23 protein-coding genes and 3 pseudogenes are annotated in these 26,008 nt (G+C 70.2%); 20 read left to right on the forward strand and 6 right to left on the reverse strand.

Annotated elements, in window-relative coordinates; translation table 11 throughout:
• The first annotated feature begins 201 nt into the window (after positions 1-201).
• From ACH4LD_RS42200 to ACH4LD_RS42265, 14 genes and pseudogenes are all read left to right on the forward strand, one after another.
• Complete coding sequence (locus ACH4LD_RS42200) at positions 202-654, forward strand: hypothetical protein (RefSeq protein WP_398058905.1); 453 nt, start codon at positions 202-204, stop codon at positions 652-654.
• Positions 655-693: 39 nt separating this feature from the next.
• Positions 694-1,539, forward strand: a complete 846-nt coding sequence (locus ACH4LD_RS42205; RefSeq protein WP_398058904.1) for a winged helix-turn-helix transcriptional regulator — start codon at positions 694-696, stop codon at positions 1,537-1,539.
• Entirely contained in the window at positions 1,536-2,030 is a 495-nt protein-coding gene (locus tag ACH4LD_RS42210) for a regulator (protein WP_398058903.1), read from the forward strand. Before ACH4LD_RS42205 ends, ACH4LD_RS42210 begins: the two co-directional genes overlap by 4 nt.
• 53 nt (positions 2,031-2,083) lie before the next feature.
• Positions 2,084-3,250, forward strand: coding sequence for an MFS transporter (locus ACH4LD_RS42215; RefSeq protein ID WP_398058902.1), 1,167 nt, complete (start codon positions 2,084-2,086; stop codon positions 3,248-3,250).
• Between the two features lie 32 nt (positions 3,251-3,282).
• Positions 3,283-3,600 (forward strand): hypothetical protein, encoded by a 318-nt coding sequence (locus ACH4LD_RS42220; RefSeq protein WP_398058901.1) that lies wholly within the window; start codon positions 3,283-3,285, stop codon positions 3,598-3,600.
• A 95-nt stretch (positions 3,601-3,695) separates the two neighbouring features.
• The gene (locus ACH4LD_RS42225) at positions 3,696-4,922 is read left to right on the forward strand and encodes an acetyl-CoA carboxylase biotin carboxylase subunit family protein (protein ID WP_398058957.1); all 1,227 of its coding nucleotides are present in this window, start codon (positions 3,696-3,698) and stop codon (positions 4,920-4,922) included.
• Positions 4,910-6,064, forward strand: a pseudogene (locus ACH4LD_RS42230) (MFS transporter); the annotation flags it as partial. The gene ACH4LD_RS42225 and the pseudogene ACH4LD_RS42230, both read left to right, overlap by 13 nt.
• 148 nt (positions 6,065-6,212) lie before the next feature.
• Positions 6,213-7,673 (forward strand): tyrosine-type recombinase/integrase, encoded by a 1,461-nt coding sequence (locus ACH4LD_RS42235; RefSeq protein WP_398058900.1) that lies wholly within the window; start codon positions 6,213-6,215, stop codon positions 7,671-7,673.
• Positions 7,673-9,616 (forward strand): hypothetical protein, encoded by a 1,944-nt coding sequence (locus ACH4LD_RS42240; protein WP_398058899.1) that lies wholly within the window; start codon positions 7,673-7,675, stop codon positions 9,614-9,616. Before ACH4LD_RS42235 ends, ACH4LD_RS42240 begins: the two co-directional genes overlap by 1 nt.
• Positions 9,613-12,111 (forward strand): hypothetical protein, encoded by a 2,499-nt coding sequence (locus ACH4LD_RS42245; protein ID WP_398058898.1) that lies wholly within the window; start codon positions 9,613-9,615, stop codon positions 12,109-12,111. The genes ACH4LD_RS42240 and ACH4LD_RS42245 overlap by 4 nt, the downstream gene beginning before the upstream one ends.
• Before the next feature lie 42 nt (positions 12,112-12,153).
• The gene (locus ACH4LD_RS42250; RefSeq protein ID WP_398058897.1) at positions 12,154-12,510 is read left to right on the forward strand and encodes a hypothetical protein; all 357 of its coding nucleotides are present in this window, start codon (positions 12,154-12,156) and stop codon (positions 12,508-12,510) included.
• 94 nt (positions 12,511-12,604) lie between these two features.
• Positions 12,605-13,105, forward strand: coding sequence for a GNAT family N-acetyltransferase (locus ACH4LD_RS42255; protein WP_398058896.1), 501 nt, complete (start codon positions 12,605-12,607; stop codon positions 13,103-13,105).
• Positions 13,106-13,232: 127 nt separating this feature from the next.
• Complete coding sequence (locus ACH4LD_RS42260; RefSeq protein ID WP_398058895.1) at positions 13,233-15,254, forward strand: prolyl oligopeptidase family serine peptidase; 2,022 nt, start codon at positions 13,233-13,235, stop codon at positions 15,252-15,254.
• Between the two features lie 47 nt (positions 15,255-15,301).
• Positions 15,302-15,904, forward strand: a complete 603-nt coding sequence (locus ACH4LD_RS42265; RefSeq protein WP_398058894.1) for a sugar O-acetyltransferase — start codon at positions 15,302-15,304, stop codon at positions 15,902-15,904.
• On the opposite strand, the gene ACH4LD_RS42270 is transcribed toward ACH4LD_RS42265, so the two are convergent.
• Positions 15,901-16,782 (reverse strand): phosphotransferase family protein, encoded by an 882-nt coding sequence (locus ACH4LD_RS42270; RefSeq protein ID WP_398058893.1) that lies wholly within the window; start codon positions 16,780-16,782, stop codon positions 15,901-15,903. The genes ACH4LD_RS42265 and ACH4LD_RS42270 overlap by 4 nt on opposite strands.
• A gap of 258 nt (positions 16,783-17,040) precedes the next feature.
• Here ACH4LD_RS42270 and ACH4LD_RS42275 point away from each other — a divergent pair, with 258 nt between their 5' ends.
• The 6 genes from ACH4LD_RS42275 to ACH4LD_RS42300 all read left to right on the forward strand — a co-directional run bounded on the left by ACH4LD_RS42275 (position 17,041) and on the right by ACH4LD_RS42300 (position 21,341).
• Positions 17,041-17,676 (forward strand): HAD-IA family hydrolase, encoded by a 636-nt coding sequence (locus ACH4LD_RS42275; RefSeq protein WP_398058892.1) that lies wholly within the window; start codon positions 17,041-17,043, stop codon positions 17,674-17,676.
• A gap of 32 nt (positions 17,677-17,708) precedes the next feature.
• Positions 17,709-18,551, forward strand: a complete 843-nt coding sequence (locus ACH4LD_RS42280; RefSeq protein WP_398058891.1) for a DUF317 domain-containing protein — start codon at positions 17,709-17,711, stop codon at positions 18,549-18,551.
• Between the two features lie 28 nt (positions 18,552-18,579).
• Complete coding sequence (locus ACH4LD_RS42285) at positions 18,580-19,440, forward strand: hypothetical protein (RefSeq protein ID WP_398058890.1); 861 nt, start codon at positions 18,580-18,582, stop codon at positions 19,438-19,440.
• Positions 19,441-19,461: 21 nt separating this feature from the next.
• Complete coding sequence (locus ACH4LD_RS42290; RefSeq protein ID WP_398058889.1) at positions 19,462-20,304, forward strand: DUF317 domain-containing protein; 843 nt, start codon at positions 19,462-19,464, stop codon at positions 20,302-20,304.
• 110 nt (positions 20,305-20,414) lie between these two features.
• A complete protein-coding gene (locus ACH4LD_RS42295) occupies positions 20,415-20,765 on the forward strand; it encodes a tryptophan synthase subunit alpha (protein WP_398058888.1) in 351 nt (116 codons plus the stop codon).
• Positions 20,766-20,801: 36 nt separating this feature from the next.
• Positions 20,802-21,341, forward strand: a complete 540-nt coding sequence (locus tag ACH4LD_RS42300) for a hypothetical protein (RefSeq protein WP_398058887.1) — start codon at positions 20,802-20,804, stop codon at positions 21,339-21,341.
• A gap of 79 nt (positions 21,342-21,420) precedes the next feature.
• On the opposite strand, the pseudogene ACH4LD_RS42305 reads toward ACH4LD_RS42300, so the two are convergent.
• The 5 genes and pseudogenes from ACH4LD_RS42305 to ACH4LD_RS42325 all read right to left on the reverse strand — a co-directional run bounded on the left by ACH4LD_RS42305 (position 21,421) and on the right by ACH4LD_RS42325 (position 25,863).
• Positions 21,421-21,896 (reverse strand): annotated as a pseudogene (locus tag ACH4LD_RS42305) (ATP-binding protein).
• A gap of 487 nt (positions 21,897-22,383) precedes the next feature.
• Positions 22,384-24,243, reverse strand: a complete 1,860-nt coding sequence (locus ACH4LD_RS42310) for a PQQ-binding-like beta-propeller repeat protein (protein WP_398058886.1) — start codon at positions 24,241-24,243, stop codon at positions 22,384-22,386.
• 35 nt (positions 24,244-24,278) lie between these two features.
• A pseudogene (locus ACH4LD_RS42315) lies at positions 24,279-24,971 on the reverse strand (relaxase/mobilization nuclease domain-containing protein); the annotation flags it as partial.
• Positions 24,968-25,630: a plasmid mobilization protein gene (locus ACH4LD_RS42320; RefSeq protein ID WP_398058885.1), complete on the reverse strand. Its 663-nt coding sequence runs from the start codon at positions 25,628-25,630 to the stop codon at positions 24,968-24,970. The gene ACH4LD_RS42320 and the pseudogene ACH4LD_RS42315, both read right to left, overlap by 4 nt.
• Positions 25,627-25,863: a hypothetical protein gene (locus tag ACH4LD_RS42325; RefSeq protein WP_398058884.1), complete on the reverse strand. Its 237-nt coding sequence runs from the start codon at positions 25,861-25,863 to the stop codon at positions 25,627-25,629. Before ACH4LD_RS42325 ends, ACH4LD_RS42320 begins: the two co-directional genes overlap by 4 nt.
• Positions 25,864-26,008: the final 145 nt, after the last annotated feature.

Below are 26,008 nucleotides of genomic sequence, written 5' to 3' on the forward strand. Positions count from 1 at the left end.
GTCGGCTTCTGGGCGCTGACCCGGCTGTGAGCCCGCCGGGCCGCCACCCACCACCCGCCGAACACCACCAACACCCCGGAACCCGCGCCGACCCCCCCCCCCCCCCCCCCCCCCCCCCCCCCCCCCCCCCCCCCCCGGGGCCCCCCCCCCCCCCCGGGGGGGGGGGGGCGACGCGGGCCCACCGACTGTGAAAGCCCCGGCTTGACCCACCCGACGTCCACCGAGATAGCCGAACGGATCGAGGACCTCTACGGCGCCCCGCTCGCCGCCCTCGCAGCACATACCCAGGACCAGCCGCCCGGCATGCTCACCGCCCTCCTCGGCCTGCACGACACGCTCGCTCTCGCCGAGCGCAGCATCACCGTCCACCGCGAACGCCTCGCCCAACTCATCCACTCCGAGCGGGACATCAGCGCCCACGAGATGGTGCACGTGCTCGACTGCGCCCGCCGGCTCACCGAAGCGGTCGCCGTCCGCGACACCCAGGCGGTCACGGCGTCTGCGGTGCTGCAGAGCCTGGTGCGCATCGAGCCCCCCGAGACGGCCGAGCCCCCCGAGCAGGCGGAACCGCCCGAGCCGTCGCGGGCTCCACCCACCACCACGGTGCCCCCGGCCCCGCCTGCCGCGACCACGGCCAGCGCACCGAGCCGCTGACCCGCACGCGTATCCGTCACGATCACAGGAGCTCCTTCCTTGGCCCTCACCGGTCTGCCTCCCGACACCGACGCCGACGTCGCCCGGGTCACCGAGGCCCTCGCCATGATCACGCCGCGCTGGAACGTGCGGATCCTGCTCGCCCTGAACGGGCAGCCGCTGCGCTACAGCGAACTCGCCACGAAGGTTGCGTGGCTGCGCGACGGCCAGCTGGTCCCCAAGCTGCGGCAGCTGTGCGATGCCGGTCTCGTTGAGCGCATCGAGCACAGCCCGCGGCACGTCACCTACGGCGCGACCGACCGCGCCACCACGCTGCTGCCGGTCCTGCCGCTGATCGTCACCTGGGCCGAGCAGTACCTGGAAAAGCCCGAGCAGCCGCTGCCCGTGATCGAGCAGGTCGAGGACAGCCTCACGCTGCTGACCCGGCGGCACGCCGCCGCGATCTTGTGGGTGCTCAAGATCCGGGGCGAGGCCAGCGGACCGGCTCTGGCTCAGGCGGTCATTCCCGGCAGCTACTGGACCAACGTCTATCCGCCGTTGCGGCAGCTGGTGGACGACGGACTCGTCGCCACCGACGGCAACGGGCAGCCCTACCGCCTGTCTTCCGCCGGGGAAGGTCTGGCACCCGTGCTGAGCGCTTTGTCGGCATGGTCCGCAGGCCAGCCCCTCACCCAGGCCGGCCTGCACCCGGTCTGGGGCAGCGCCCAGGCCGCGCCGGGACAGCGGATGTGGCTCAGCAGCCCGCCGCGACCGCAGGCGCTGACGACCACGCCGGCACTGGCCAGGACCGCCCAGACGCCGGTCTGGCAGCGCACCGCTCTGTTCTCCCACGCCACCCCGTCCCGCCCGCTGGCGGCTCTGCCCACCGGAGGCCCGCGCCGATGACCACTCTCTCCCCCACCGCCGGCCTCCGTCACGCCTGCACGGTGCTGTCGACGCCCGGTCTGATCCGCCTGGTCACCGAGATCGACGACAACGGTCCCATCCCCCCGCGCGGCCTGACCCACACCCTGCCCGACCTGTCTGTCCACCATCTGCAGCAGGCCGTCGGACAGGCTCGTGCTCTGGCGCTGGTACGGCACCAGCCTGGTGTGGGCCTGAGCCTGACCCCGTCCGGCTCGGGCCTGGCCGACGTCTACGACGTGCTGGCCCGCGTTGCTCGCCGCCACCGCCTTCCGGCACCGGTCTGCGACTTCACCAGCCGCGTCCAGCACGCCCTCACTCTGCTCACCATGCCCGTCCTCGCCACCGAGCAGGCCGAAGGTGCGTCGCGGACGGCTGCCGAGGATCTCGACGGGACGCGTGCCCTGCTCCAGCAGTGGCTCCAGGAGAACCCGCACCTGGGGAAGGGCACCGAGCCCGTGTTGGCCGCGTGAGGGCCGCCAGAACCCGGCACGACCGCCGTTTCTCCCTGTTTCGCAGTGTCTACGTGCCCCGATCGGTTGACGGGGCCGCGTTCGCGATGACCACGTACGGCATCCCGCTCATCGTCGTCGCCACTACAGGGTCTGCCGCGCTGACTGGACTCGCGTTCGCGCTGGAGTGGCTGCCGCGCCTGGTGGCGTTCACGGTGGCCGGCTCCCTTGTCGACCGCCACGGCATCGCCCGCGTCTTCCGTACCGCGTGTGTCGGGCGGGCCCTGGCCGTGCTGCTGGCCGCGCTCCTGCTCGCGGTTCCCGCTTTCGGGGTGCCGGCGGCGGTGGCGGTGATGGCGCTCGCCCCGGTGAGCGGCTTCCTCACCGAGTGCAGCTACATCGCTGCCGAGACTGCGGGCGGTGAGGCCAGCCGCACGGCCGGAGCCCGTGCGCACCGGGTGCAGTCGGTGCTGCTGGGCATCGACCAGACCGCGACGTTGGCCGGCCCCTTGGCGTCCGGCCTGCTGCTGGAGTACGGCGGACCGGCACTCATGCTCACCACGCTCGCCGCCCTGTCCCTGCTGGCCGCCGCCCTGCTCCCGCACCAGCAGAACGCGCCCACAGGTGACCGGCAGAGCGCGAGGGGTGTGCGGGTCGGCTGGGGCACGCTGCGAGCCCTGCCCGCCCTGGCCTGGCTGGTGGGCGGCCTGCTCCTGTCGAACACGGCCATCGCCCTGCTCCAGGCGGCGATGCCGGTGATCGTGGTCAGCGAACTGGGCCGCTCCAGCGCCGATGCAGGACTGATCTGGTCCGCCGCCGCCCTCACCTCCCTGCTCGCGATCACCGCCGCCCGCCGGGCGATCGACCGGTGGGGGCTGTGGCCCGTCGGCGCCACCGCCGCCGCCATCGCCGCAGCCGCCACCCTCGCCGTCGCCCAGGCCGACACCTACCGCGGCTACCTGGTCCTGGTCGCCGTCCTGATGGCTGGCGAAGGCGGCCTCACCGTCGTCCTGCGCACCCTGCGCTCCCACCTCATCCCGCCCGAGGTCTTCGCCAGCACCCTGAGCCTGACCATCCTGCTGCTCCTGCTGCCCTTCCCCGCGGCCGGACTGCTGATTGCGGCCCTCCCGCCCGCTCAAATCGGGCACGCCGTCACCGCCACCGCGCTCCTGCAGGCGCTCGGCCTGGTCGCCGCCTTCGCCCGGCTGCGCACCCTGCACACGACGTCTACGCCGGCCTGAACCCCGAGCCCCGAAAGGAACCGACGCTCCGCATGCCTACTGTGCAGGACGAACTGCCCGGCCTCGCTGCCCCGCGCCGGGACGGCCCCACGCTCAGCGAGCAGTTCCGCGCCTTCGACGCCGAACACCCGTGGATTTACTGCGCGCTGGAGCGACTCGTGGAGGAACGCCTGGCCGCCGGAGCCGAGTGGGTCGGGATGAAGGCGCTGTTCGAGGTCCTGCGCTGGAGCCGGCCAGTCGGAGTGAAGGGGCTGAACAACAACTACACCGCCCTGTACGCGAGGCGGTTGCTGGCCGTGCATCCCGGGTGGGCGTCCGTGATCGAGGTCCGCCGACGGCGCACCCCGTAAAGCCTCCCGGCCTCTCTTTGCCGTCTTATCTGAATACTGAGGAGTCCCTTTTCGTGTCCGACCGTCCTGTCGTCCTGGTCGTCGCCGCCGCCGACATGGAAGCCGAGGCGTACCGCGGGTACTGCCTGCAGTCCGTGGCCGCCGCCTATGACGTCGTCCTGATCACCAGCGAGGAGCCGTCGTGGGAGGTGCCCCACCTCCGCGACTGCATGGTGGTGCCCGACCCGGCCGACCCGGTACAGCTGTCGGCCGTCGGGCAGGCGCTGGCCGAGCGCTACGACCTGGCGGGCGTGTTCACCTGGACCGAGTGGTACCTCGTTGCCGTCGCCCGCCTCGCGCGCCGGCTCGGCCTGCCCACCAACGCCCCCTCGGCCATGCAGGCGTGCCGCAACAAGGCCACGTCGCGCGCGCTATTCGCCCGGCACCAGGTCCCGTCGGCCATCTCGGTGAGCGTGCGCACCGGGGCCGAGGCTGAGGCGGCGGCCGAGCGGATCGGCTACCCGGTCGTGTTGAAGCCGGCCGCGCACGCGGCCAGCATCGGCGTGATCCGCGCAGACAGCCCCGAACAGCTCACCTCTGCGTACGCGTTCGCCGAGAAGGCCGCTGGTCTGGGGCAGGAGAGCACGAGCGTGCTGGTCGAGGAGTATCTCGACGGGCCCGAGGTGTCGGTGGAGTGCGTCACCTACCGAGGCGAGACCACCGTGGTCGCGGTGACCCGCAAGACAGTCAGCGAACCGCCGTACTTCGAGGAACTGGCCCACTGCGTCGACGCCGCCGATCCGCTGCTCGACGTGGTCGCCCCGGCGGCACGCGCCGCGATCCGCGCACTGGGGATAACCGACGGCATCAGCCATGTCGAGATGCGGCTGGTCGACGGCCGGCCGAGGCTGGTCGAGGTCAACGGCCGGATCGCCGGCGACATGATCGGCCACCTCGTGCACCTGGCGACCGGCGTGGACCTGCCGCGCGCCGCCGCCGACATCGCCTGCGGCCGGGCACCCGATCTCACCCCCACCCGCTCCTCGGCCGCCGCGATCCAGCTCATCTACCCGGACGTCTCCGGCACCCTGCGCCGTGTCTACTTCGACGGCATCTGCCCCCACTGGCTGGACCGCGTCCACTTCCAGCACCAGGCCGGCGACCAGCTCCTCCTCCCCGTGGACGGCGGCACCATGTTCACCGCCCGCATCGGCTACCTGATCACCACCGCCCCCACCGCCGCCCTCGCACGAGCACGCGCCGACCAGGCCGCCCGCCGCCTCCACATCGACATCACACCCCTCGCGGGCGACGCGTCTGTCACCGGCGGTCGCGCCGCGTGAACCGTCCCACTGCCGCTGCCCGCCGCAGCCGGATACTGCTGACCGGCTACTTCCTCAGCCTGGGCGTGGTGATGGCCATCTGGGGTGCCCGGATGCCCGCCGTCCAGCACGCCGCCCGCCTCAGCACCGCCCAGCTCGCTGTGGTCCTGCTCGCCGCCGCTCTCGGCATGGTCGCCGGCCTGCGAACCGGTGGCCGCCTCGCCCGGCCCGAACGGCTCCCCCTGCTCCTGATGGGCGGAGCCGTCGGCCTGGCCGGAGCCCTCGCTGTGCTGGGTCAGTGCCGCACCCTGGCCTCGCTGCTCGTGGTGGCGCTCGCCTTCGGGGCCGCGCACGGCGTGGTGGACGTCGCCGCGAACTCCGCGGCGGTGCGCTGCCAAAACACTTACGGCCGGCCCATCATGGCGTCCCTGCACGCCGCCTACTCCCTCGGTGCGCTCGGCGCCGCCACCCTGGCCGCCGCCACCGCCGCGATCAGCCACAGTGTCCTGTTCCTCGCCACCGGCCTGGCGCTGACGGCCGGCGTGCTCGTGACAGGACCGCGCACCCTCGCCCTGCACGGCACCGACCAGCCGCCCACGTCCAGCGGCGGCTCGCCTGCGGTGTTGCCGCGCCGCAGGCTGTGGCTGCTGGGGGCGCTGGCGGCAGCCAGCCTGCTGGGGGAGGGGGCGGCAGCCGACTGGGCGGCCGTGCACGTCCACACCCTGAGCGGTACCACGGCCGCCGCGGCGAGCGCGTTCGCCCTCTACAGCGCGGGCATGACCCTGGGCCGGCTGACCGGCGACCGCCTCACCACCGCCTTCGGCACACCGGCCGTGGTCCGCGCCGGAGCGGTCCTCGCCGCAGCCGGGCTGGCCACCGGCGTCCTGGCGGGCAGTGTGCACGCAGCCCTGACCGGCTGGACGATTTTCGGTCTCGGCCTGTCCACCACCGTCCCCTCTCTGATCACCGCCGCCGGGACCGGCGGGCCGACGGCCGTGGCCACCGTCTCAGTGACCGGCTACCTCGGCCTGCTGGCCGGCCCCGCCCTCATCGGCGCCCTCGCCGGCGCCACCACCCTGCCCACGGCCCTGCTGCTGCCCGCCCTCCTGGCAGCCGCCTTCGCCGTCCTCGCCCACCGCGCCCTGGAGAATCCCGCCCCTTGACCCGCACCACCAACCTGGACGCCGTCATCTTCGACTACAACGGTTAGGTCCAGTGTCTGTACCTGTCTCAGGTCGTTGACGGGGTGAATGGCGCGGTCCTGCTGGGCTGTTAGGTTCCCCGGTCGTTACGACCAGCCGCAGGAGTGCGATGCCTTACTTCTTCACTTCGTCCAGTCATGTGTTCCGCCACCGCGAGTTGCTTGAGGATCTCGGCTTCGATGTGTCTCAACTGCTGGCCGGGACCACGGCATTGCCGGAGGGCACGCCGTTCTTCGTGGACGAGGGCATGCGCCCGGTCGAGCCGATGTGCTCGTACTTCTTCGATCTCGCCAGGCACGTAGAGGCGGAGAGCCTTCGGGACTACGCGTACGACCTGATGGGGCTGGAGGAGTTCCTGGCCCGGGTGCTGGATCCGCCGACGGATCTGTTGTCCGCGGCCGAGGCGGACCTGGTGGCCTTCCGCCGATGGCGTACCCAGTTGGCTCCAGTTCCGGTCGGACCGGCGACGTGGCGGCGCAACCGTACGGCGATCAACGGGTTCTACGACTGGGCGGTCGGTACGGGGCTGCTGGAGCGGCGGCCGTACGCTCGGCGTCGCAGTGGGCGGGATGCGTTGTCGTGGGGAGCGGCTTCCGATCTGGATGTGCGGCATCTGTCGCGGGCGCAGTACGTGATGCTTCACCGGGTCGGTCTCGGGGGTGATCTGCCGGACGGTGGTGCGGATCCGGGTTTCCGGCGTGCGGGGCGGCTGCGGAACATGGCGGCGGCGGACCTGGCGGTCACGACGGGAATGCGGTTGCGAGAGTTCAGCTGCCTGTTGGACATCGAAGTGCCGCGCCCGTGCCCGGGGGGTGGTGCGGTGCCTGTGGCGTTGGGGGCGATCGCGAAGTACGGCTTTGCGCGGGTGGTGATGGTGCAGCAGCCGGTGTTGCGGTCGTTGGAGCTGTACCGCCGTACCGAGCGTGCTGCTCAGGTGGTGCGCAGCCATGGGTCGCTGTGGCGGCGGCGCGCGGAGCTGTTCGTGGTGGACGACGTCGATGAGCGGCGGATGCGGGTGTCTGGGGTGCTCCATGGTCGGCGGCGGTTGTTCGAGGTGGTGGCGATGCCGGCGCCGCTGCGGCGGATCGCGGTGCTGGAGGGGGAGCGGGGGCTGGAGCCGCTGGGGTTGTTCGTGGGCCGGGGAGGTCGGGTGCTGTCGGCGTCGCGCTGGCAGCAGGTGTTCGATGCGGCGGCCAACCGTGCTGGTCAGTTGTCGGAGGCGTGGGGCGGGGTGGAGATGCCACGCAGGGTGCGGCTGCACGATCTGCGCCATACATTCGCGGTGTTCATGCTGCGGCTGTTGACCGAGCAGGTCGTCGAGGACGAGCGGCGTCGCTTGCAGGCGGGCGGGTCGGGGGTGTGGCTGATGCAGCATGTGGCCCGGTCGCCGCTGCTGACCTTGCAGCGGCTGTTGGGGCATCGCGATCCGCGGTCCACGATGAAGTATCTGCGCTACCTGGAGGACGTGAGCGCGATCGTGGCGCGGGCGGTGGAGGAGTGGACGCGGGAGGACCGCACGTTCGCCGACTACGCCCTTTCGTGCGCTGGCCGGGACGGCGGTGGTATGTGATGCCACGGCGTGGGGAACGGCGGCAGGTGCTCGGGCAGCGGGTCGAGCCCGTGGCGGTGGTGGTGGAGCCCGCTCGGGTGGGGGTGCGCGAGGTGGAGCGTGCATCCCGCCGGGACGGCGCGATCTGCCGGGTGGATCCCGGCCGGTTCGCCTGCCGAGCTCTGGCGGCGGAATTGGCCGACGAGTGGGTGCTGTACTTCCGGGCACGGGCCTTGAGGGGGCCTGACCGATCCGCGAGGGCTGTGCGGTCCTTCGCCGCGTTCGCCGACGCATGGGTGGCCGAGCGTGGGCTCGATCCGCAGCTTGTGCGGCTGGCCGGAGGACCGGCGGACCTCACGGAGATCATCTACGAGTGGGAGCACGACCTGCGCCGCGGCCACCCCTATCCGTCCAAACGCGGCTACGAGTTGGCGTCGAATCTGCTGGCGCTGTTGGAGCAGCGGTCCGTACGCGAGGGGGACCTGCCGACCAAGCTCGCCGCCCGGGCGCAGGCGTCACCGCTGTTCGGGAAACCGGCCGAGCCACCGCCGCTGGAGGAGTTCAGCCAGGCCGAGCGCCTCGCGCTGCGTGATGCCGCCCGCCACGACATCCGGGCCGTCGAACGTCGACTGGCCGCGGGCCGGGCCCTGATGGAGACAGGTTGCGATCCCCACCAGGGCGGCTGGGAGAACGTAGCGAACCTGGTCTGGGCGGTGCACTACGGCCTTCTGGACACGACGGTGCTGCGTGCCCATCTGCCGACGTCACCCGGACACTGGCCCACCGAAATTCGACAGGTCTCCGGAGAGGCAGGTGCAACGTGGGCCCCGCAAGCTCTGCTGGCGGGCCTTGCGGCACGGGTGTTCCCGCGCGAGCTGGATCTGCAGCCGTTTCGGGTGTTGCTGCTGCTGGCCATGGACGAATGCACACCAGAAGAACTCCTCGATCTCGCCGTGGCCGACGTTGAGTTCACCGGCGGTGGAGTGCGCCTCACGCAGACCAAGCGCCGTGCCGGACGGATCCGGCGGCGCCTGCATACCGGTACGGCGGCCGACGACGGTGACGGGTCCACGTTCGGCGGGGAGGGCCGCTGGGACGTACCCGGGCTGCTGCGCCGCCTGTTCGCGGTCACGGACCCCGTCCGGCACGCCTACCCGGACGTCTCCGACTGGCTGTGGGTGGCGGTGGAGCCCTCCGGCGCCGGCCGGGCGCGGGTATCCGGACGGCGGGCCGAGTTCGTGCTTTCGGGGCGTCGGCTGACCGACTGGATCACCCATCAGCGCGGGACGGACGGACGTCCGCTGGAGATCACGGCGCCGCACGATGTGCGGAGGCTGCGCAAGACGGCCAAGATCGGACGGGTGGTCGCGCTGGGCGGCACGGTCGCCGACCTGGCGGGCGACGACCACCACGTAGAGGTCTTCCGCCGCCACTACGCCCACGGCACCACCGCGCACGTCCTTGCGGGGCGGGCCGTCACCACGGCCCAGCAGAAGGTGTTCGCGTCGCTGACCCGGCCAGTGTTCGCCGATGAGGAGGCCGTGGCCGACCTGACGGAGCCCGAGGTGAGTGCTGCGCTGGGCCTTACGGGGGACACCGCCGAGGCGATGCGGGACGGGCAGATGGACATGGGACTGGTCAACTGCCGCGCCCCCTACTCCTCCCCTCACACGCCCGCGGGCTCGGTGTGCCATGTCGCGCCGGCGATGTGCATGCTGTGCCGCAATGCGGTCGTCTTCCCCTCCCACCTGCCGCGCCTGGTGCTGCTGGCTGAGCACATCGAGCAGATGCGCAACCGGCTCACCCCGCCCCAGTGGCAGGCACTTTGGGGCCGCCAGGCCGCCGCACTGGCCCAGTTGTTCGACGAATGCGCCGCGTTGATGCCGGACGCCCGCCGCTCGGCCCAGGAGGGCCGAGCCCGGCTCGACCTTCCTCTCGGCATGCGCACGGAGTACGACCGGTGAGCGCCCCCGCCTGCAAGGAACTCGATCTGCCGAAGCCCCGGGCGGTATTCAGCGATGACCAGCCGGTCTTCACCGCCGCCAACGGACTGCTTGAACATCGCCAGGACCCAGTGCCCCTGTTTGGCGAGCGGGAACGCTGGAGCGGCTCCTGCCTGCGTCGGCCAAGCAACGTCATCCCGGGCAACTGGCGGATCGTCTTCCCCACCTTCGATGCGGCATGGAACCTGCGGGCCAGGGAGGTCGCCTTCGCCCTGCTCAACCCCACCCACCCGGTCCTGCGCAACGCTGGCGTCTTTCGCCCCGCCCAGCCCGCCCACCTGTCCACGGTGCGACAGCTGATCGAGCGCCTCGGAGCACTGGGCCGCTGGGCCATCGCCCACAACCAGCCCAGCCACCTGCCGCAATGGAACGATGACACCCTCACCGCGTTCCTGGCCTCCCGTCTTGAGGCCGGCGTGACCCGGGAGCGGTCTCTGGTCCCTTACCGGTCCATGCTCACCGCCCTGTACGACCTGCATCCTGTGCTGACCGGTGGCGGACTCGTCACCGACCCGACACGATCCGCCGTCGTGGGCGCGGCCTGCACCACACCGACCCCGACGGTTGAACCGTCCGTCTGGTGGCCACTGCTGCGGGCCGCCTGGACATACATCGACTCCTTCGCCAACGACATCCTCACCGCCCGGGACGAGACTCTCGTCCGGCCCGCACGCCCCACCCCGGCCGGCCCATCACTTGCTCGGCCGAGCATCGACGAACGGCTGGATGCCTGGCTCGCCGACCCCGCGACCCGGATTCCCGTGCACGCCGACGCATTCCGTACCAGCCCGGCGGGTACCCCGCTCTGGTCGGTGATCAGCCTGCTGATCACCGACGGCACCAACGAAACCGCCCTGGGCGCCTCACGCTCCTCAGCGGGCGCGCGCCGTCGCCGCGTCCTGGCCGAAGCCGCCCGCGGACGTACCGTCGCCCTCACTCCCGGCCAGGCCGAACATACGCTCGGTGTCACCCGCACGCCCAACGGCACGTCCACCGGGAGGCCCCAGCGCTCGCAGGCCGAACTCGACGACGCCCTGGAGACATGGCTCGCCGAATCCGCCCACCTCGTCCCCGTCCAGGAGGCGATCCACACCACCGCCCAAGGAGACGAGGTTGTCCGCACCCCTCGCTGGTCGCTGCTGGCCACCCTCGTCTACGGCCCCGGTGGCCCGCGCACCATCTCCCCGAGCTCGGCGGCCTCCCGTCGACGCCGCGCGATCGCCCAGGCCGCCGTGGACGCAGGCCAGTACCAGGTCCTGGCGGGGCAGGCCCGCGCCGCCGACCTGCCCCGCCCCACCCCGCACTTCACCGTCGTACGACGCGCCGACGGCACCGAAGGCCCGTGGCGCACCCAGCTGACCGACCGTGGCCTCGGCGAAGAACTGCGTGCCCTCCAAGGCGCCGTGTACTGCTTCGTAGCGGCGCTATCGATGATGCGCGACTCCGAAATCCAGGAAATCCGCCGCGGAGCCCTCACCCACCACTACGGCACACCCGCGCTGCGTTCGCACAAGCTGAAGAACGAGCCGCGGCCCGTAGAGGAGAAGTGGTGGATCATCCAGCCTGTCGCCACCGCCCTGACCGTTCTCGAACGTCTGTCACAGCACGACACTCACCTGTTCACCACCTTGGCCGCCCCCGGTACCTCTGGCGGTGGCCGGGGGACGGGCCGGCGCGGCATCAGCGCCCCGTATGTCATCGACACCTTCATCGCCCACGTCAACGCCCACTGCCACACCACCGGCCTCGAAGCCATTCCCGATGTACGGGTGCGACCGCACCAGTTCCGCAAGACCATGTCTGTCATCTGCGCTCAGGAACCCGACGGCGAGATCGCACTCGGTATCCAGCTCAAGCACGCAGCCCGCCGCATCCTGGCCAACCCCACCACCCACTCCTACGCAGCCCCCGACGGCGCCTGGATGCGCGAGTTCGACGACCGGCTCGCCACCGCCGCAGCCGCCAAACTCACCGGCCTGCTCGCCACCCGCAGCACCGGCGCCCCCATCGCCGTCGGCCCCGCAGCCGCACGCCTGCACGCCGGCCTCGACCGAGCCGCCGCCCAACTCCCTGCCTACGCAGACCCACAAGGGACGCAGCCTGGGCTCCAAGCACTCGCCGCGGACCCCCGCGCAGCTGCCGACCTCATCCGCGCCGAACTGCCCGAGCTGCACTTCGGCAGCCTCAACCACTGCCTGTGGCAGCAGGAGTGGGCCGAATGCACCAAGCACCTTCCCGGCGGCGAAGGCAGCACGCCGCTCATCGGCGCCTGCCAGCCGGCCCGCTGCCGCAACTCCGCCGTCACCGCCGACCACGCCCCCATCTGGCTGGCCGAACAAGACGACCTCACCCAGCAGCTACGCGACCGCCGCCTGCCACCCGCCCGTCGAGCCGCCCTCCAAACCCGCCTCGACGACGTCCAGACCATCACAACCGCCCTCACCCAGGACCTGTAAATGGCCGTCTCTCCAGCCTCCGAAGCCAAACTACGCGCCGCAATGACTCGACTCCTGGCCGGACAGCCCCGGCACACCGACGGCGCGCTCACCAAGGAAAACCTTGCCCGCGAGGCCGGCGTCAGCCACGCCACCGTCCACCGCGCCACCACGGTGCTCGCCGAATGGAACACCCACGTCCCTCACCCCGTCCGCCGCACACCCAACGAGAGGGCCCGCGACGACACCATCACCACCCTGCGCACCCAGCTCGCCCAAGCCCGCCGACAGGCCCGAGAATTCCAAGGCCAGCTTGACGCGCTGGCCACCGTGACCGCACACCTGTACGCGGAGAACCTCACCCTGCGCAGGCGGCTCAGCCGGCCAACCATTGCGGCTCCACGTACGCCGGCCCCGTAGGCGCCTCACTGGCACGCCAGTCGAATACGGCCGAGGATGCCAGCATCTCCGATAAGAATGCCGCTGAGGGCAGCGGCGTCGATAGAGTGCCGCCATGCCGTATACGCCGATGGCGCTCCAACTCGACACCGCCCGGTTGACGTTGCGTCCATGGACCGAGCCCGACATCGACGCCCATCGCGCGCTCGTCGCCGAACGGGGTGGTGGCATGCCGTCGATCGAGGACAACCGGCGCATGATCGAGGATCAGCGTGCTGCGTCGGCACTGACAGGGATTGCTCTGCTGCCCGTCATCCGCCGCGATGTGGGCGACTTCATCGGGTATTGCGGGCTCACTGTCGGTCGGGCTTCCGTTGACGAGCCAGAGATCGCCTACGAGCTGTTCCGGCGCGTGCACGGGCAGGGCTATGCCACCGAGGCGGCGGTCGCGGTGCTCGACGCGGCGATCGCGACGGGGCGGAAGCGTCTCTGGTCGACGGTGCGCCCCTGGAACGCGCCATCGTTTCGCGTCCTGGAAAAGCTTGGGTTCCAGCGGGACCACGTCTCGATGGAAGACAGTGGCGAACTGGTGTGGCTCACCCGTTCCCTGCCGTAGGAGACATGCTGCGGTCAGTTCGAAGTGGCTCCACCACATAGGAGGTACCACCGCCGAGCCGGTTCTCCTCGGTTCGGCTCCCCTCAGATCGTCCGACCCCTGTCACAGTTCGGGTGCGGCAGGCAGGATGATCGTCATGTTCCGCGCCTCGGATGATCCCACCTCGTTCCATGACCTGTTCGCCACACATCCTCGCCTGACTGACTTGGTCCTGGCGCCCGACGGAACGCGCTTGATCGCCTCCGTGCAGATCATCAACGACCAGGGAACCGGGTACGTATCGAGGTTGTGTGAAGTGGACCCCTCGGGCGAGCGTGAGAGCCGCCCCGTGGTTCGGTCCGTGCAGGGTGACTTCGCTCCCGCTTTCGCCGCCGACGGCACGCTGCTGTTCCTCTCCGGCCGCGAGAACACAGATCCCGCCGCCAAAGAGAGCGGGAGCCAGGGTGTGGGGCTGTGGGCACTGCCGGAGGGCGGCGTGGCCAGACAGATCGCCCACCACCCGGGAGGCATATCCGTTTTCGCCGTCGCCAAGGACGCCCGCACCGTCGCCTATACGGCTGATCTGCTGCCTGGCGCCGTGACGGCCGAGGCATACGCCGAACTTCGCCGTGAGCGCGAGAGCGCCATGGTCAACGCGGTTCTGTACGAGGCGACCACAACGTGCGCTTTTGGCGCAGGCCGCGGCCCTGACGAACCCCACACCTTCGTCCTGCACGCCGACGGGGCTCCGGTGAACGCCGGCAGCCAGGGTCTGGCCGGCATCGGAGATATGGCGCTCTCGCCGGACGGATCGCTGGTGGCCTACACGCGGGCCGCGACGGGCCGCGCTCCCGACACGAATGTCGTGGTGATCGCCGACGCGGCCACGGGCGTCGAGCGCCACACGTTCTCACGCCCTGGTCAGCAGTACTACCGCCTGACGTTCACGGCCGATGGCACGGCGTTGGTCTGCCAGCGTCAGCAAGAGGAGACCTACGACACGGAGTGGCGCGTCACGCTTGTCTTGTTCGACCTGGCTTCGGGTGAAGAGACCGACCTGCTGCCGGAGTTCGACAACTGGCCGTGGCCGGGACGGGCCGTCCTCTCGCCGATCCGTGGGGACGCCACGCTGTGGTTCACCGGTGACGAGCGGGGCCACTGCCCGATCTTCCGCCGCGACGCGGACGGCACGATCACCCGCATAACCGCCTCCGGCGCCTACGCCTCGCTCTGCGTGTCGCCCGATGGGACCACCCTCTACGCACTGCGCAGCACGATCGACAGCCCGCCTCGAGTGGTCCGGCTGGACGCCGTCACAGCCGATCAACAACCCGCCTCCCTCAGGGCCCCCGGCGATCTCGACTCGCTTCCCGGCACGCTGGCCGAAGTGCACGTCGAGGCGGACGACGGTTTCCCGTTGCGCGCCTGGCTCGCGCTGCCCGACGGGGCTTCGGCCGAGCACCCAGCAGCGCTGATCATCGCCCCGCACGGTGGACCACAGATGTCCTGGAGCGCCTGGACGTGGTTGTGGAACCCATGGCCATTCGTGGCCCGCGGCTACGCGGTGCTGCTACCGGATCCGGCGCTGTCCACCGGCTACGGGCAACGCATGCAGGAGCGCGGCCGGGGCCAGTACGGTGGTCAGCCCTACCGTGATCTCATCGCGCTGACGGACGCGGCACTGGCACGCGACGACCTAGATGCGACCAGGACCGGCCTCGCCGGCTGGTCCTTTGGCGGCTACCTGGCCAACCGGGCCGCGACCCGCACCGACCGCTTCAAGGCAATCCTCTCTCACGCCGGGATGTGGAACCTGGAGGCGTTCCAGATCGACACGGACATGCACGCGTACTTCCGGAAGATCTTCGGCGACCCGCGGACGCAGCACGAACGGTACGAAGCCAACTCGCCCCACTTCCAGGCGGAGAAGGTGACGACGCCGATGCTGATCGTGCACGGCGGCAAGGACCACCGCGTCCCGATGGGCCAGGCACTGAGCCTGCACAGCGATCTGCAGCGGCTCGGGGTGCCCGTCAGCTTCCTGTACTTCCCGGACGAGGGCCACGCCATCGGGGCGCCGAACCATATTCGCCTCATGTACGAGACGGTGCTGAACTTCCTCGACCACCATGTCCTCGGACAGGAGTGGCGGCGCCCCGCAATGCTTTAACTGATCACCTTCAGGCCCGAGGGCTTGGACGAAGGGAACGTTCGGCTGTGACGCATGCTAACGAGGAAGAAGTCCTGGCCCGGATCGCCAAGGGGCTTGTCTACACCGAGTCGGAAGCGGCCTTCCAGGCCCCTCGGCGCCGCACCGAGCAGATCTTCGAGTACAACCACACACCACCGAGCGAAGCGGAGAAGCGTCGATCGCTGCTCGTCACGATCTTCGGCTCGGTCGGTGAACGCACGGTGCTGCTGCCGCCGTTCCACGCCGGGTTCGGCAGCAACGTCCACATCGGCGACGACTTCTTCGGGAATGTGAACCTCACGTTCGTCGACGACGTGGACATCCGCATAGGCAACGGTGTCATGATCGCGCTCAGCGTGACACTGACCACGACGGGACACCCGGTGCACCCCTCGCGACGCACTGACTTCGGACGATTCTCAGAACCGATCGTGATCGAGGACAAGGTGTGGATCGGCAGCAACGCGGTGGTCCTGCCCGGCGTTCGCATCGGATACGGGTCGGTCATCGGCGCCGGCAGCGTCGTCAGCCGCAGCATTCCCCCTATGACCGTCGCGGTCGGAACCCCTTGCCGGGTGGTCCGCTCCATCACGGACGAGGACCTCACCACACGTACCGCCGGGCACTAATCCGCCGAAAGTTGTGCCAGCGCCTCGTTCAAGTGGTGCTCGGCGATTGCCTTCATGAACTCTCGGTCGGGGAAGTCTCCGTCGAGCAGCCGGAGCGGACCTGCCGTCAGTGACAGGTGCTGGGTGAGCCTGTAGAGCGCGAGTCTGTCCTCGTCGAGGTCGTCCACCGCCAATCGCCGGTACTGGTCCTCGGAGTGGCGGAGCCGCAGGAACACGTGCTCCCACTCGACGTCGAAGTACAGCAGCTCCTCGATGTCGATCACGACGGGGTTGCCGTCCAGGTCCACCAGCACGTGGTCCAGCCCCAGCTCGCCGTGGACGACCGAGTACTCGGCACGCGGCCGCACCGCCGCGGCCAGTTCACGCAGCCGCTCCTCCAGCCTGCCGCGGGCGTCCGCGATCCTCCGATCACGGGACGCCGCCTCGGCGAGGCAGCGCAGCGCGAACTCGAGCGCTGCCTCCTCGCACGACGCCGCCTTGGACGTTCCCCCCTTGTCGATCTGGGCCACCTTGCCGAACGACGGCGCTCGATGGCGTCGCATCGCCGCCAGGACATCGGCGAGGCGTGCCATCGTCGGCTCTGCGGCGCGCGGGTCGCGGTTGAACAGGTCCATCAGGTCCTCGCCGGGGAAGTCCTCCACGATCGCCAGGTCGGCAGGGTAATGGGCACGGTCGCGGTCGACCAGGTGAACCTCGGGGACCCGCACGCCGAGCGAGGCCAGACGCGCGTGGCTGGCCTCGAACAGATCAAGTCCGACACCGGGTGAGAACGGGTCCGTGAGGTCGCCATCGCCCTCAGCCGCCGGCCAGTAGTTCTCCGACTCCTGCCACAGGTAGGCGATCGCCGTCGTGGCATCGTCCATCGTCAGGCGGTACACGCCCTTCGTGGTGCCGCCGGCGAGTCGCTCGACCGCCTCCAGCCTCCGCCCGCCACCCAGTGCGGCCCGGGCCGCCCCCGCCAACTGGTCCGTTGTTACTTTCCGAGGTGCCACGTCCACAATTCGCCTTTCCGGCTCGACAGCCCGGGCACCCTACGCGATCCACCTCTCAGCGCCGAACGAATTGTTGGAGACCGCGACCGTGGGACCGTCCTGCTCGATGGTGCTGGTGCAGGGGCTTGCACGTACACCATCCGGATGATGTTCTTCCTGCGACGGCTGGCCCTGCTGAGACATCAAACTCTGCCTAACAACGGCGTCATCGGCCGCCAGCCCACCCACACTCAGTGGCTTCACCTCGCCCGCACCGCCTCCTGGCTCGAAGACGACCTGACCAGCTTCCAGCGCGCCTTCTGGAGCGCCCGCGACCTCTACGACGCCGGTCAGCTCAGTGACCTGGCGTACTGGGCCCGAGTCCTCGGCTCCCACCCCGGCCCCCGCCTGCTGCACGAACTCCGCACCGCCGACACGGAGATGTGGACCATCACAGACGACAGGGTCCTGGGCGTCCTGCGGTGTGCCCACGCCACCGGGCTGCCGATGGTGCTGCTGTCCAACGCCCCCGCCCACCTCAGCGACGTGCTCGACACCCACCACTGGCGCCGGATGATGCACCAGGCCCTGTACTCGGCCCGGATTCAGGTGTGCAAGCCGGACCCGGCCGCCTACGAACACGCCCTGAAGGCCACCGGCGCCGGCGACCCCCGGCGCGTGCTGTTCGTGGACGACCGCGCAGACAACTGCCGCGCCGCCGAAGAAGTGGGCCTGCGCGCCCTGCACTACACCGGCAACCCAGCCGATCTCGCAGCAGCACTGACGCCCACCGCCGCCTGAACACCCGGCCCCTCCCACCCTCCAGGACCTCATTGCCCCCCGACAGTGACCTTTCGAGCGGCGACGTGCATGTCTTCCCGCGCTACCTCGCCGGACTGCCCGGCCACGCCGACCCCAGCTTCGACCCGGTGGCCCACTGGCCCCACCACTACCCCGAAACGGGCCCGTGTCAGCTCGTCGTCCTCTCACCCGACCACCGCGTCAGAATCGGCTGGTTCGGCGACGACTACGACACCTGGGTCATCAGCGCAGCAGAGGACCCCGTCTCCCCGCCGCGCTGGAGCGCACGGATCAACCACACCACGCCCCCCGAGATCGTCGAAGGACTCACCCGCGCCCTTGCCGACGAGTGGGCCGAGGACAGCAACACCTTCCTCAACCAGCCCTCCGTGTACTGGGCCACCGGCGTGCGCCCCCTTCTCGATGCGGGCTGGAAGCGAAACCCCCCGCGTCATGGCTTCGTGGACATCGTCGCCCCGGACGGGCTGGCCGGAGCGAGCATCGACGTCGCCGACCCCAAACCCGACGCCGAGACCGTGACCCTGTGGGCCGGGCCACCAGGCTGGGCAACCCGCGCCCAAGCGGTCTTCACCGCGCGCACCCCCTCACACCTGATCGCCGCCACGGCCGCCGCCCTGGCCGACCCCACCCCGGTCATCCGCAGCAGAACGTCCCTGCACCCCCACCTGGCCGAGCTGGCCCAGCTCACGCCCGTCGAACCGCCCAAGCCCGCGGTGCCGACCCCGCTGGATGTCCGGCGTGCTGCGGCAGCCCGCCGCCCGACCGCTCTGCCGGCAAGCAGCGCGCACCGCTGGACCACCAGCACGCCCCCGCCCCCAGCGCATCCGGCGGCCCGCCCGGGGCTGCGCCGCTGAACCACCCCCGCCCACGCGAAAGCACCCCATGCCCCTGCACGCCAAGCAGTTCTTCACCGGGCAACTCCAGCTCACCGACGGCACCGTCATCGGTGACTCCTACTACTCCGCCCCCACACCCGGCTCGCCGCTACGGCTGCGGATCGATTTCACCCGCACCATCCGCGCCGGCGAATACAACGGCCTGCGACTGCAGACCCTCCACGTCGACCAGGGCGTGCTGGACACCGCGATCCTCACGTTCGCCGCTCACGACACCTTCCGCAACCGCGACGAGGCCCTTCACCGCAAACCCGGAGACGACGGCTACGCCGTCATCCGCGACTGGAGCCGCTACGAGCCTCCGTGGCAGGGAGCTGCGACCACCAAGCTGCGCCAGGCGATCGAGCAGTACACCACCCTCTGGGTCCCCCGGACAGCGAAGAGGCGATCGAAGCAATCACACGACGCGCCCACCCCGGCCCATCGCTCGCCGACGGAGGCGCCCAATGGGTTCTGGCTCACGGACCCGGACTTCCGCACCCGGCTCCAGGCCGCCACCGTCGGGACGCTCCACGTCCTAGCCGACTGCCTGGACGACGACTTCCGCCTCATCCAAGCACTCGACGGAGCCCGCTACCACGCGGGCGAACTCTTCGGTGTTCCGGACGCACTCGGTGTTCTGATCGAGGCGCAGGCCGCGGCAGAGATCGTCGGAGGCGACGCCGGATCGCCCTTCGACCCTGCCGTCGCTCGGGCCCTCGTTCTCCTCGACCAGCGGCCCGTCGAAGAACAGGAACAGGCCGTGCGCACTGCGCTACGCCGCCTCACCCTCACCACCCGCACTCACGCTCCCACCGCGCCTGCGCCCCCTGCGCTGCCGTCTCCCGCGGTCGGCCGGATCCGCTGACCGCCGTACGCCAGGAACCCCATGCCGCCTAACACCGACACCCCCGACGGGGACGTCTACGTCCTTCCGCGCTACCTCGCCACAACCACCGGAACGGGCGATCCCGCCCTGGATCCCCTGCTCCAGATCGGCTGGCATCTCCACCACGACGATCTGTACAACGCCTTCGTCACCGCGCCCGACCACAAGGTCCGCCTCGGCTACCTGCCCGAAGTCGATCACGACGGTCTGTGGCGCATCACCGCCTACCGCGACGCTTTCGGCCCGCCCGCCTGGAGCGCATGGTTCAACGACTCCTGCCCGACGGAGTTCGTCACCGCCTTCACCACCGCCCTCGCCGAGGCATACCAGCAGGGACCCGACAGCTACCTGGCCGACCCCGGCACCACGGGCAAGGTCCCCGACCCCCTCCCGGTGATCACACCGCTGCTCGCACGCGGCTGGCGCATCGACCATCCGCACTGGGACGCCTTCGCCATCCAGTCACCCGACGAGCTGGCCACACTCCAGTACGCCACCGGCGACCTGTATCCGGAAGCCGAGCTGACCACCCGGGAGACCCGCTGGGAATTGTGGGCAGGCCCGCCCGACTGCCCCTACTGGTACGCCACCGCCAGCACCGACACCCCCACCGTCCTCCTCAAAGCAGTCACCGAGTGCATCGGCGACCCCGCGCCCCTGCCCCGCTGGCGTCAGGAGACCCACAGTTACGTCGAGGGCAAGGCCCAGCTCATTCCCATCCGTCCACCGGCTCCGAGCCCGCTCGACGTCCAGCGCGCCGCCACCCGCCGCCCGAACACTCAGCCTGCGAGCAGCGTTCCGCGCTGGAGCACCACCAGCCGGGCTACCGGAACACGCCGATAACCCGGCCAGGAGACCCGTTCGGCACTGCACGCACGCGAGTTCTTCGCCGAACTCGGGCTACCTTTCGCCTTTTCCGACCGCTGGAGTGACCGGATCGCGGGTGACCTGCGGTGACGTATGGCGTAGATGTACGCGACACGGCCACCGAGGCGGGCGGCCGTCGGAACACCGTTCTGATAGCCGAGCAGTTGGAAGGTCCTCGGCCGGTTCTCGGCGCGTTCTCAGTGGCGGGTTTTCCGGACTACCACGGCGGCGTCGAAGCCTTCGTCGCGTATGCGGAGAGCGGTGCGGCGGTGCTGGAAGTGGGAGCGCCGACAGTCGATCCATGGCTCGACGGCGGAGTCATTGCCGCAGCATATCGGGCTGTGCGATCCGTGCTGGGCACGGTGTGGAGAGCAAATCGAGATCAGCCCGCACGACGAGGGCATGAGCAGCATGCCCACCGCCATCTTCTACAGTGAAGTCAGGTGGCCCCCACCACACGGAAAGGGACCCGTATGCAGACGCGTACCGTGTGCCTGTCCCTCCTACTCGTGGCAGTCCTGGGCTCGGTGACCGCCTGCGGCCACGGCGCGGGCACCGCATCCAAGGAGACCGACGGCAACGCCAAGGACAACGAGCAGACCAAGGACAGCGGCACCCTGACCGTCGCCCTGGGCCACAGGGCCAAGTGGCCCGACGGCACGACGGCCACCCTGTCCGACTTCACTCGGGGCGTCACAAGCGAGTACGCCTCTGTCAAGCCGCAGCCGTTCGTCGCCTTCAAGGTGACCGTGCACAACGGCGCCAGCGAGATAATGGACCTCACCCGGTTCTCCCTCTCCTGCGCCGACGGCGAGCCGGTCTACGACAGGACCCAGGGACTCGAAGCGGCGGGGTCGGCGACCTGGGGGGCGAAAAGCTACGTGGACCCCGGGGAGGACGCCACCTGGAAGGACGGCTGCCCTCTCCCGAAGGACGCGCACAAGGTGCAGATCAAGGTCACGCCCGAGGCCATGGAGTACCAAGCCGCGATCTTCTCGGGCGACATCAAGTAGCCCCGACCACAACCGCCACAGGCTTGGCACGCTAGTGCCATGATCACCGCACCCAGCAACGCAGCGCGTGAGGTGCGGGTCAGGTGGGCTGCCGGCCGGCCGGGCCTCCGCCCGGGTCGTCGGCCAGCTCGATCGCTGCGGTGATGCGCTTGCCCACCGGTTCCCGGCGGACACAGAAGGTCTGGCAGACGGCCATAACGATCTCCAGACCGTGCTGCCCGACGCGCTCGGGGTCCATCGCGCCGATCGCGGGCAGGTGGTGCTGCTGTCCCACACGCTCACCTCGACAGCGCCCCCGTCGACCTCCAGGGACAGCAGGCAGGGGCCGGGCGCGTACTTGCGGGCGTTGGTGACCATCTCGCTGACCACCAGCTGCACCATGCCCATGGCCCGTGCGGACACCGGCAGGCCGTGCACGGCCTGCACCTCGGTGAGGAAGGACCGGGCAAGCTCCCGGGCAAGGGCGATCTCCTCGGTCCCCTCGAACGCGGCGGACACCGATATGCGGCGCTCCACGAGCGGCTGCTGGCCCTCGTCCTGCCCAGCCGGTTCCATACCGTCCGCCTCACGTCCGAAGCGCCAGCCCTTGCCCGGCCCGCTTACCCCCGAAACTTCCCCGCACTCATCAGATACGCGAAACTGATTACCGGTGATCTCCCTCTGGGATCTCCGTCAGGCGAAGGGGCGGGCAGCGTGGACCATCAGCCCACAACACACCGCCGACCACTGAACCGAGCACAGCCACGCCCCCGGAACCCGCGCTCGCGGTCCGGGGGCGCGCTCTTGTGTCGTCTTCATGGCTCGGGGGCAGCCTCCCGTCCTGCCGCAACCACCGCAAATCAAACAAGTGACTTTATTCAGTCATGAGCCCCATCCCGAAAGACCTCGCCCGCTGTGACTGAGCGCCTCAGATGGCCATTGAGTGCTGCAGTTGGCCACTTCGGCGCTCAGCGTCGATCCGCGCTTGGCGAGTCGGATCGTCTCGTGCCTGCCACTGACAGCGGCATCAGTCTGGATGGATCGCTCTTCTCCTCACGCACGCTCACGCGGAGGGCGGGGCAATCGCGAAGATGGATCCCGTGGTGGATCCCGCGTACACCCTGCCGTTCAGCACCACGGGTTCCGGCTGCGCGTCGGAGAGTCCCGCAATGCTCGTGTTCGGGTCGCGTCGTGCTGCGCTCCGCCACACGGTCTTCCCCGTTGCGGCGTCGACACAGATAATCCGCCCGTCCCCGGCCAGGCTGTACAGGCGACCGCCAGAGAAAACGGGACGGGCGGGGGACTCGCCCTTCGTCTCCATGGTCCAGTTTTGTCGGCCCGTCCGCAGGTCGTACGAGGCCAGCCTGCCATCCGTCCGGCTGAGGTACAGCGTGTCACCGTGTGCGCGGGCAGTGCCCACCGGGGCGTTCCGCAGGGAGAGACGTTCCACATTTCCGTCCGCCTTGGTAATGCGGGTGACGCTCTTGCCGTCGAGCGCAAAGGACATTGTGTCGCCGTCTGCTGCGACCGGCGTGCCGGGGTCCTCGTCGAATGTGGCGAGTACCTTCGTCGTCCGCAACGTGGCGGCGTCGAGGACAGCGACGGACGTGATGAAGCCCTCCTCGCCGTACCGCAGCAGATGGAGCACGTCGTCCCCGCCGTCGAAGAGGTCGTACCAGTCGCCAGCGGGAAAGGTCCTGGACACGATCAGCTTTCCCGTCCGTGCGTCCCTGCGGTCGATTCGGACCCCGTCCACATGCGGGTGAGTCGTCGTGACCGTGGACTTCTGCACGGTGAAAGTCGGGGGCCCCGACGCCTGGGCCGACCACAGCCGGTCACCGGTATTCACGTCGAAGCCCACGAGCTGTTCCCGGTCCAGGTCCTGGACTAGGACCGTATCTCCCACGAACCCCACGACCGAGCCCGGCCGCGATGACTCGTCGGGGTGCCGCTTGCTCCATGTGACCCGTCCGGAGGCGACGTCGATCCGTTCGGCAACCACACCGACCTCGGTGCACACGAGAACGTCCCCGCTACCGGCGCAGGCGGGGATGTCACGCCCGCGGTGCTCTGCGGCGGTGGTCGGCTTCTTTTCCCACAGACCCCACCCCTTCGGCCGCATGGCCGCCACCGGTTCGAGGGCGGGAGCGGCCCATGTCGACGAGGCTTTAGCCGAGGGCGATGGAGAACCCTTGGCGTTGTCACGGTCTCCTCCCGCATCACCCGTCTGCATCATCGACACCGCCACGACGACCGCGATCGCAGCCGCGGCGGCCAGCAGATAGGTGCGCGTCCGCGGCCGCAACCGGAGACCGTGCGCGAGACCTTCGGGTTCCGTCGTCTCCTCGGGCCTCTCCGGCCTTGCCGCCTCCGCCCCCTTCTGCTGGAGCAGAGCAAGCAGTTCAGCGGGGGAGGGCCGGCTTGTGGGGTCCTTGCGTAAGCACTTCTCGATGATGGAACGCAGGGCCGACGGGACTCCGGAAAGATCCGGATCATCCTGCACAATTTTCATTGCGACCGCGATGGGCGGGGCGCCCGTGTCACCGTCGAACGGCCCTTGGCCCGTCGCTGCGTACGTGAGGACTCCGCCCAGTGCGAATACGTCGGCCGCTGCCCCTACCTCGCGCGGCGTGCTCAACTGTTCCGGCGCCATGAAGGACACAGTGCCGAGGATCTTGCCGGTCCGCGTCAGCGGTTCCGCGGTCAGCACCCGAGCGATACCAAAGTCGATGACCCGAGGGCCGTCCTCGGTCAGCAGCACATTACTCGGCTTCAGATCGCGGTGCACCAGACCAGCCCGGTGGATGTCGCGAAGGGCCTCTGCGAGCCCCCTGCCCAGCCGCCACACGGCGTCTTCGCCGAACGCATCGCCCTCGCGAACGCGTTCCGAAAGCGTAGGGGAATCGAAGTACTGCGTCGCCATCCACGGGGGATCGGCATCAGCATCGGCGCCCACCACCGAAGCCGGACGAGTAGGCCGGCGGCGGCCAGCCGATCGAAGAACTCCTCCTCGCCAGCCGCGCCGGCCACCGCGCGTCGCACGGTCTCGCGCAGTTCCTCGCGGGCGGTGCGTTCGCGACCCTGGCGCTCGGCCTTGTGCCGCTCGGCGCTGGTGGGCCGCTGGGCGGCGGTCCCGTCTCCGGTGTTGAGCTGTTTAAGGCCGTACTCGGTCTCGATCAGGCGGGCTTCGGCCTGAGCCCGGCCCGCATCGTTGTGCAGACGGGGCCTTCGGCCGTCCTCGCGGACCAGGGTGGCGATGATGTGGATGTGGTCGTCGGCGTGGCGGACGGCCGCCCAGCGGCAGCCGGCGGCGTCGCCGTCGGGGGCGATGCCGGTGGCCGCGACCATGCGCCGGGCGATCTCGCCCCACTGCTCGTCGGACAGCACCGGGTCCTCGGGCGCAGCGCGCACCGACAGGTGCCACACGTGCTTGGCCGGGCGGCGGCTGCGGGCGAGGGCTTCGACCGGCTGGTCGAGGAGCTTCCGCAACTCCGTGTGCGTCGCCTGGGGGTCGCGGCCGGGGTCAGGGGTGAGGCTGTCCCAGGCCGCCACGAGGTGCGGGTCGACGTGTTCCTCGTGCGTGCCGGGCCCGTACAGGTAGTACAGCAGCCCGATGGTGCGTGTCCCGCGCTTGTGGACTCTAGGGATCATGCGGCGTGGTTCTCGGTGTCCAGGTAGTGCTGGGTGAAGGTCTCCACTCGCTTGGCGGCGCGGTGGACGGCGTCGAGGACGGCTCGGGTGTGCGGGACATCGGCGCCGGCGTTAATGGCCTTGGCCACCTGGTTGAGGTTGTTGCCGATCTGGCCGAGGTGCCGGCGTACGGCGAACAGCTCGGTCAGCACTTCTCGTTCGGTGGCGATCTCGGCAGCGGTGCGATCGAGATCACGGGCGGCTTTGAGGGCGGCGTGGGCGAGGAAAGCGGCGACGCTCATGCGGCAGGCGGACGCGGCGCGCACGAGAAGCTGGTACTCGTCGTCGTTCATACGGCAACTGGGCTGACGCATGCGCTTGTGCTCGTCGCGCAGGCGCTCACGCTGGCGCACGTGCGGCTTCGGCGGCGCGGCGTGCTCGCAGCGCGCGGTGTGACAGGCGTGTGGCGTTTCCCCTTCCGGATGCGATCCGCCCTCGGTCGCATCCTGGTGGACCGGCGCCCCCTGGTGCCGGTCCCCTCCCGCCACTGAAGGGGCGGGCCAGGCAAGAGCATTGCTCCCATCGGGAGCAATGCTCTTGCGATAACTTGCTCGCGCCGAGACCGAGTTGAGGTCGCGAGCAGGTTCCGGGGTGGTGCCGTTCTCGTTCGGGTTCGTCATCGGCTGTCGGTCCTCTCCTTGCGGAGCTGCCGCTGGATGCTGACGGTCAGATCGAGGACGGCCGCCGGTCCTTCCAGGAGCTGGACCGGCCCGTTCGGCTCCTGCTGGACGAGCCACTGGCCGGTCGGGACGGCCACTATGGCGTGGACGAGGTGCCGGCGGACCAGGACGGTGGCCCAGGCAGCTGCCTCGGTGGCCGTGTACCGCGACGGAGGAGTAGGGCGGGAAAGCACGCGATGCCTCTCGGGCAGGGCGGTGGGGGGGGGGCCCCCCCGCCCCCCCCCGGCCCGGGGGGGGGGGGAGGGGGGGGGTGGGGGGGGGGGCGCCCCCCGGGCGGCGGGCGCAGTGGCCGCCGGGCGCCCCGGCCCGCCCCGCCCT

Source organism: Streptomyces sp. NPDC017676 (assembly GCF_044329325.1).
Classification (GTDB): Bacteria; Actinomycetota; Actinomycetes; order Streptomycetales; family Streptomycetaceae; genus Streptomyces.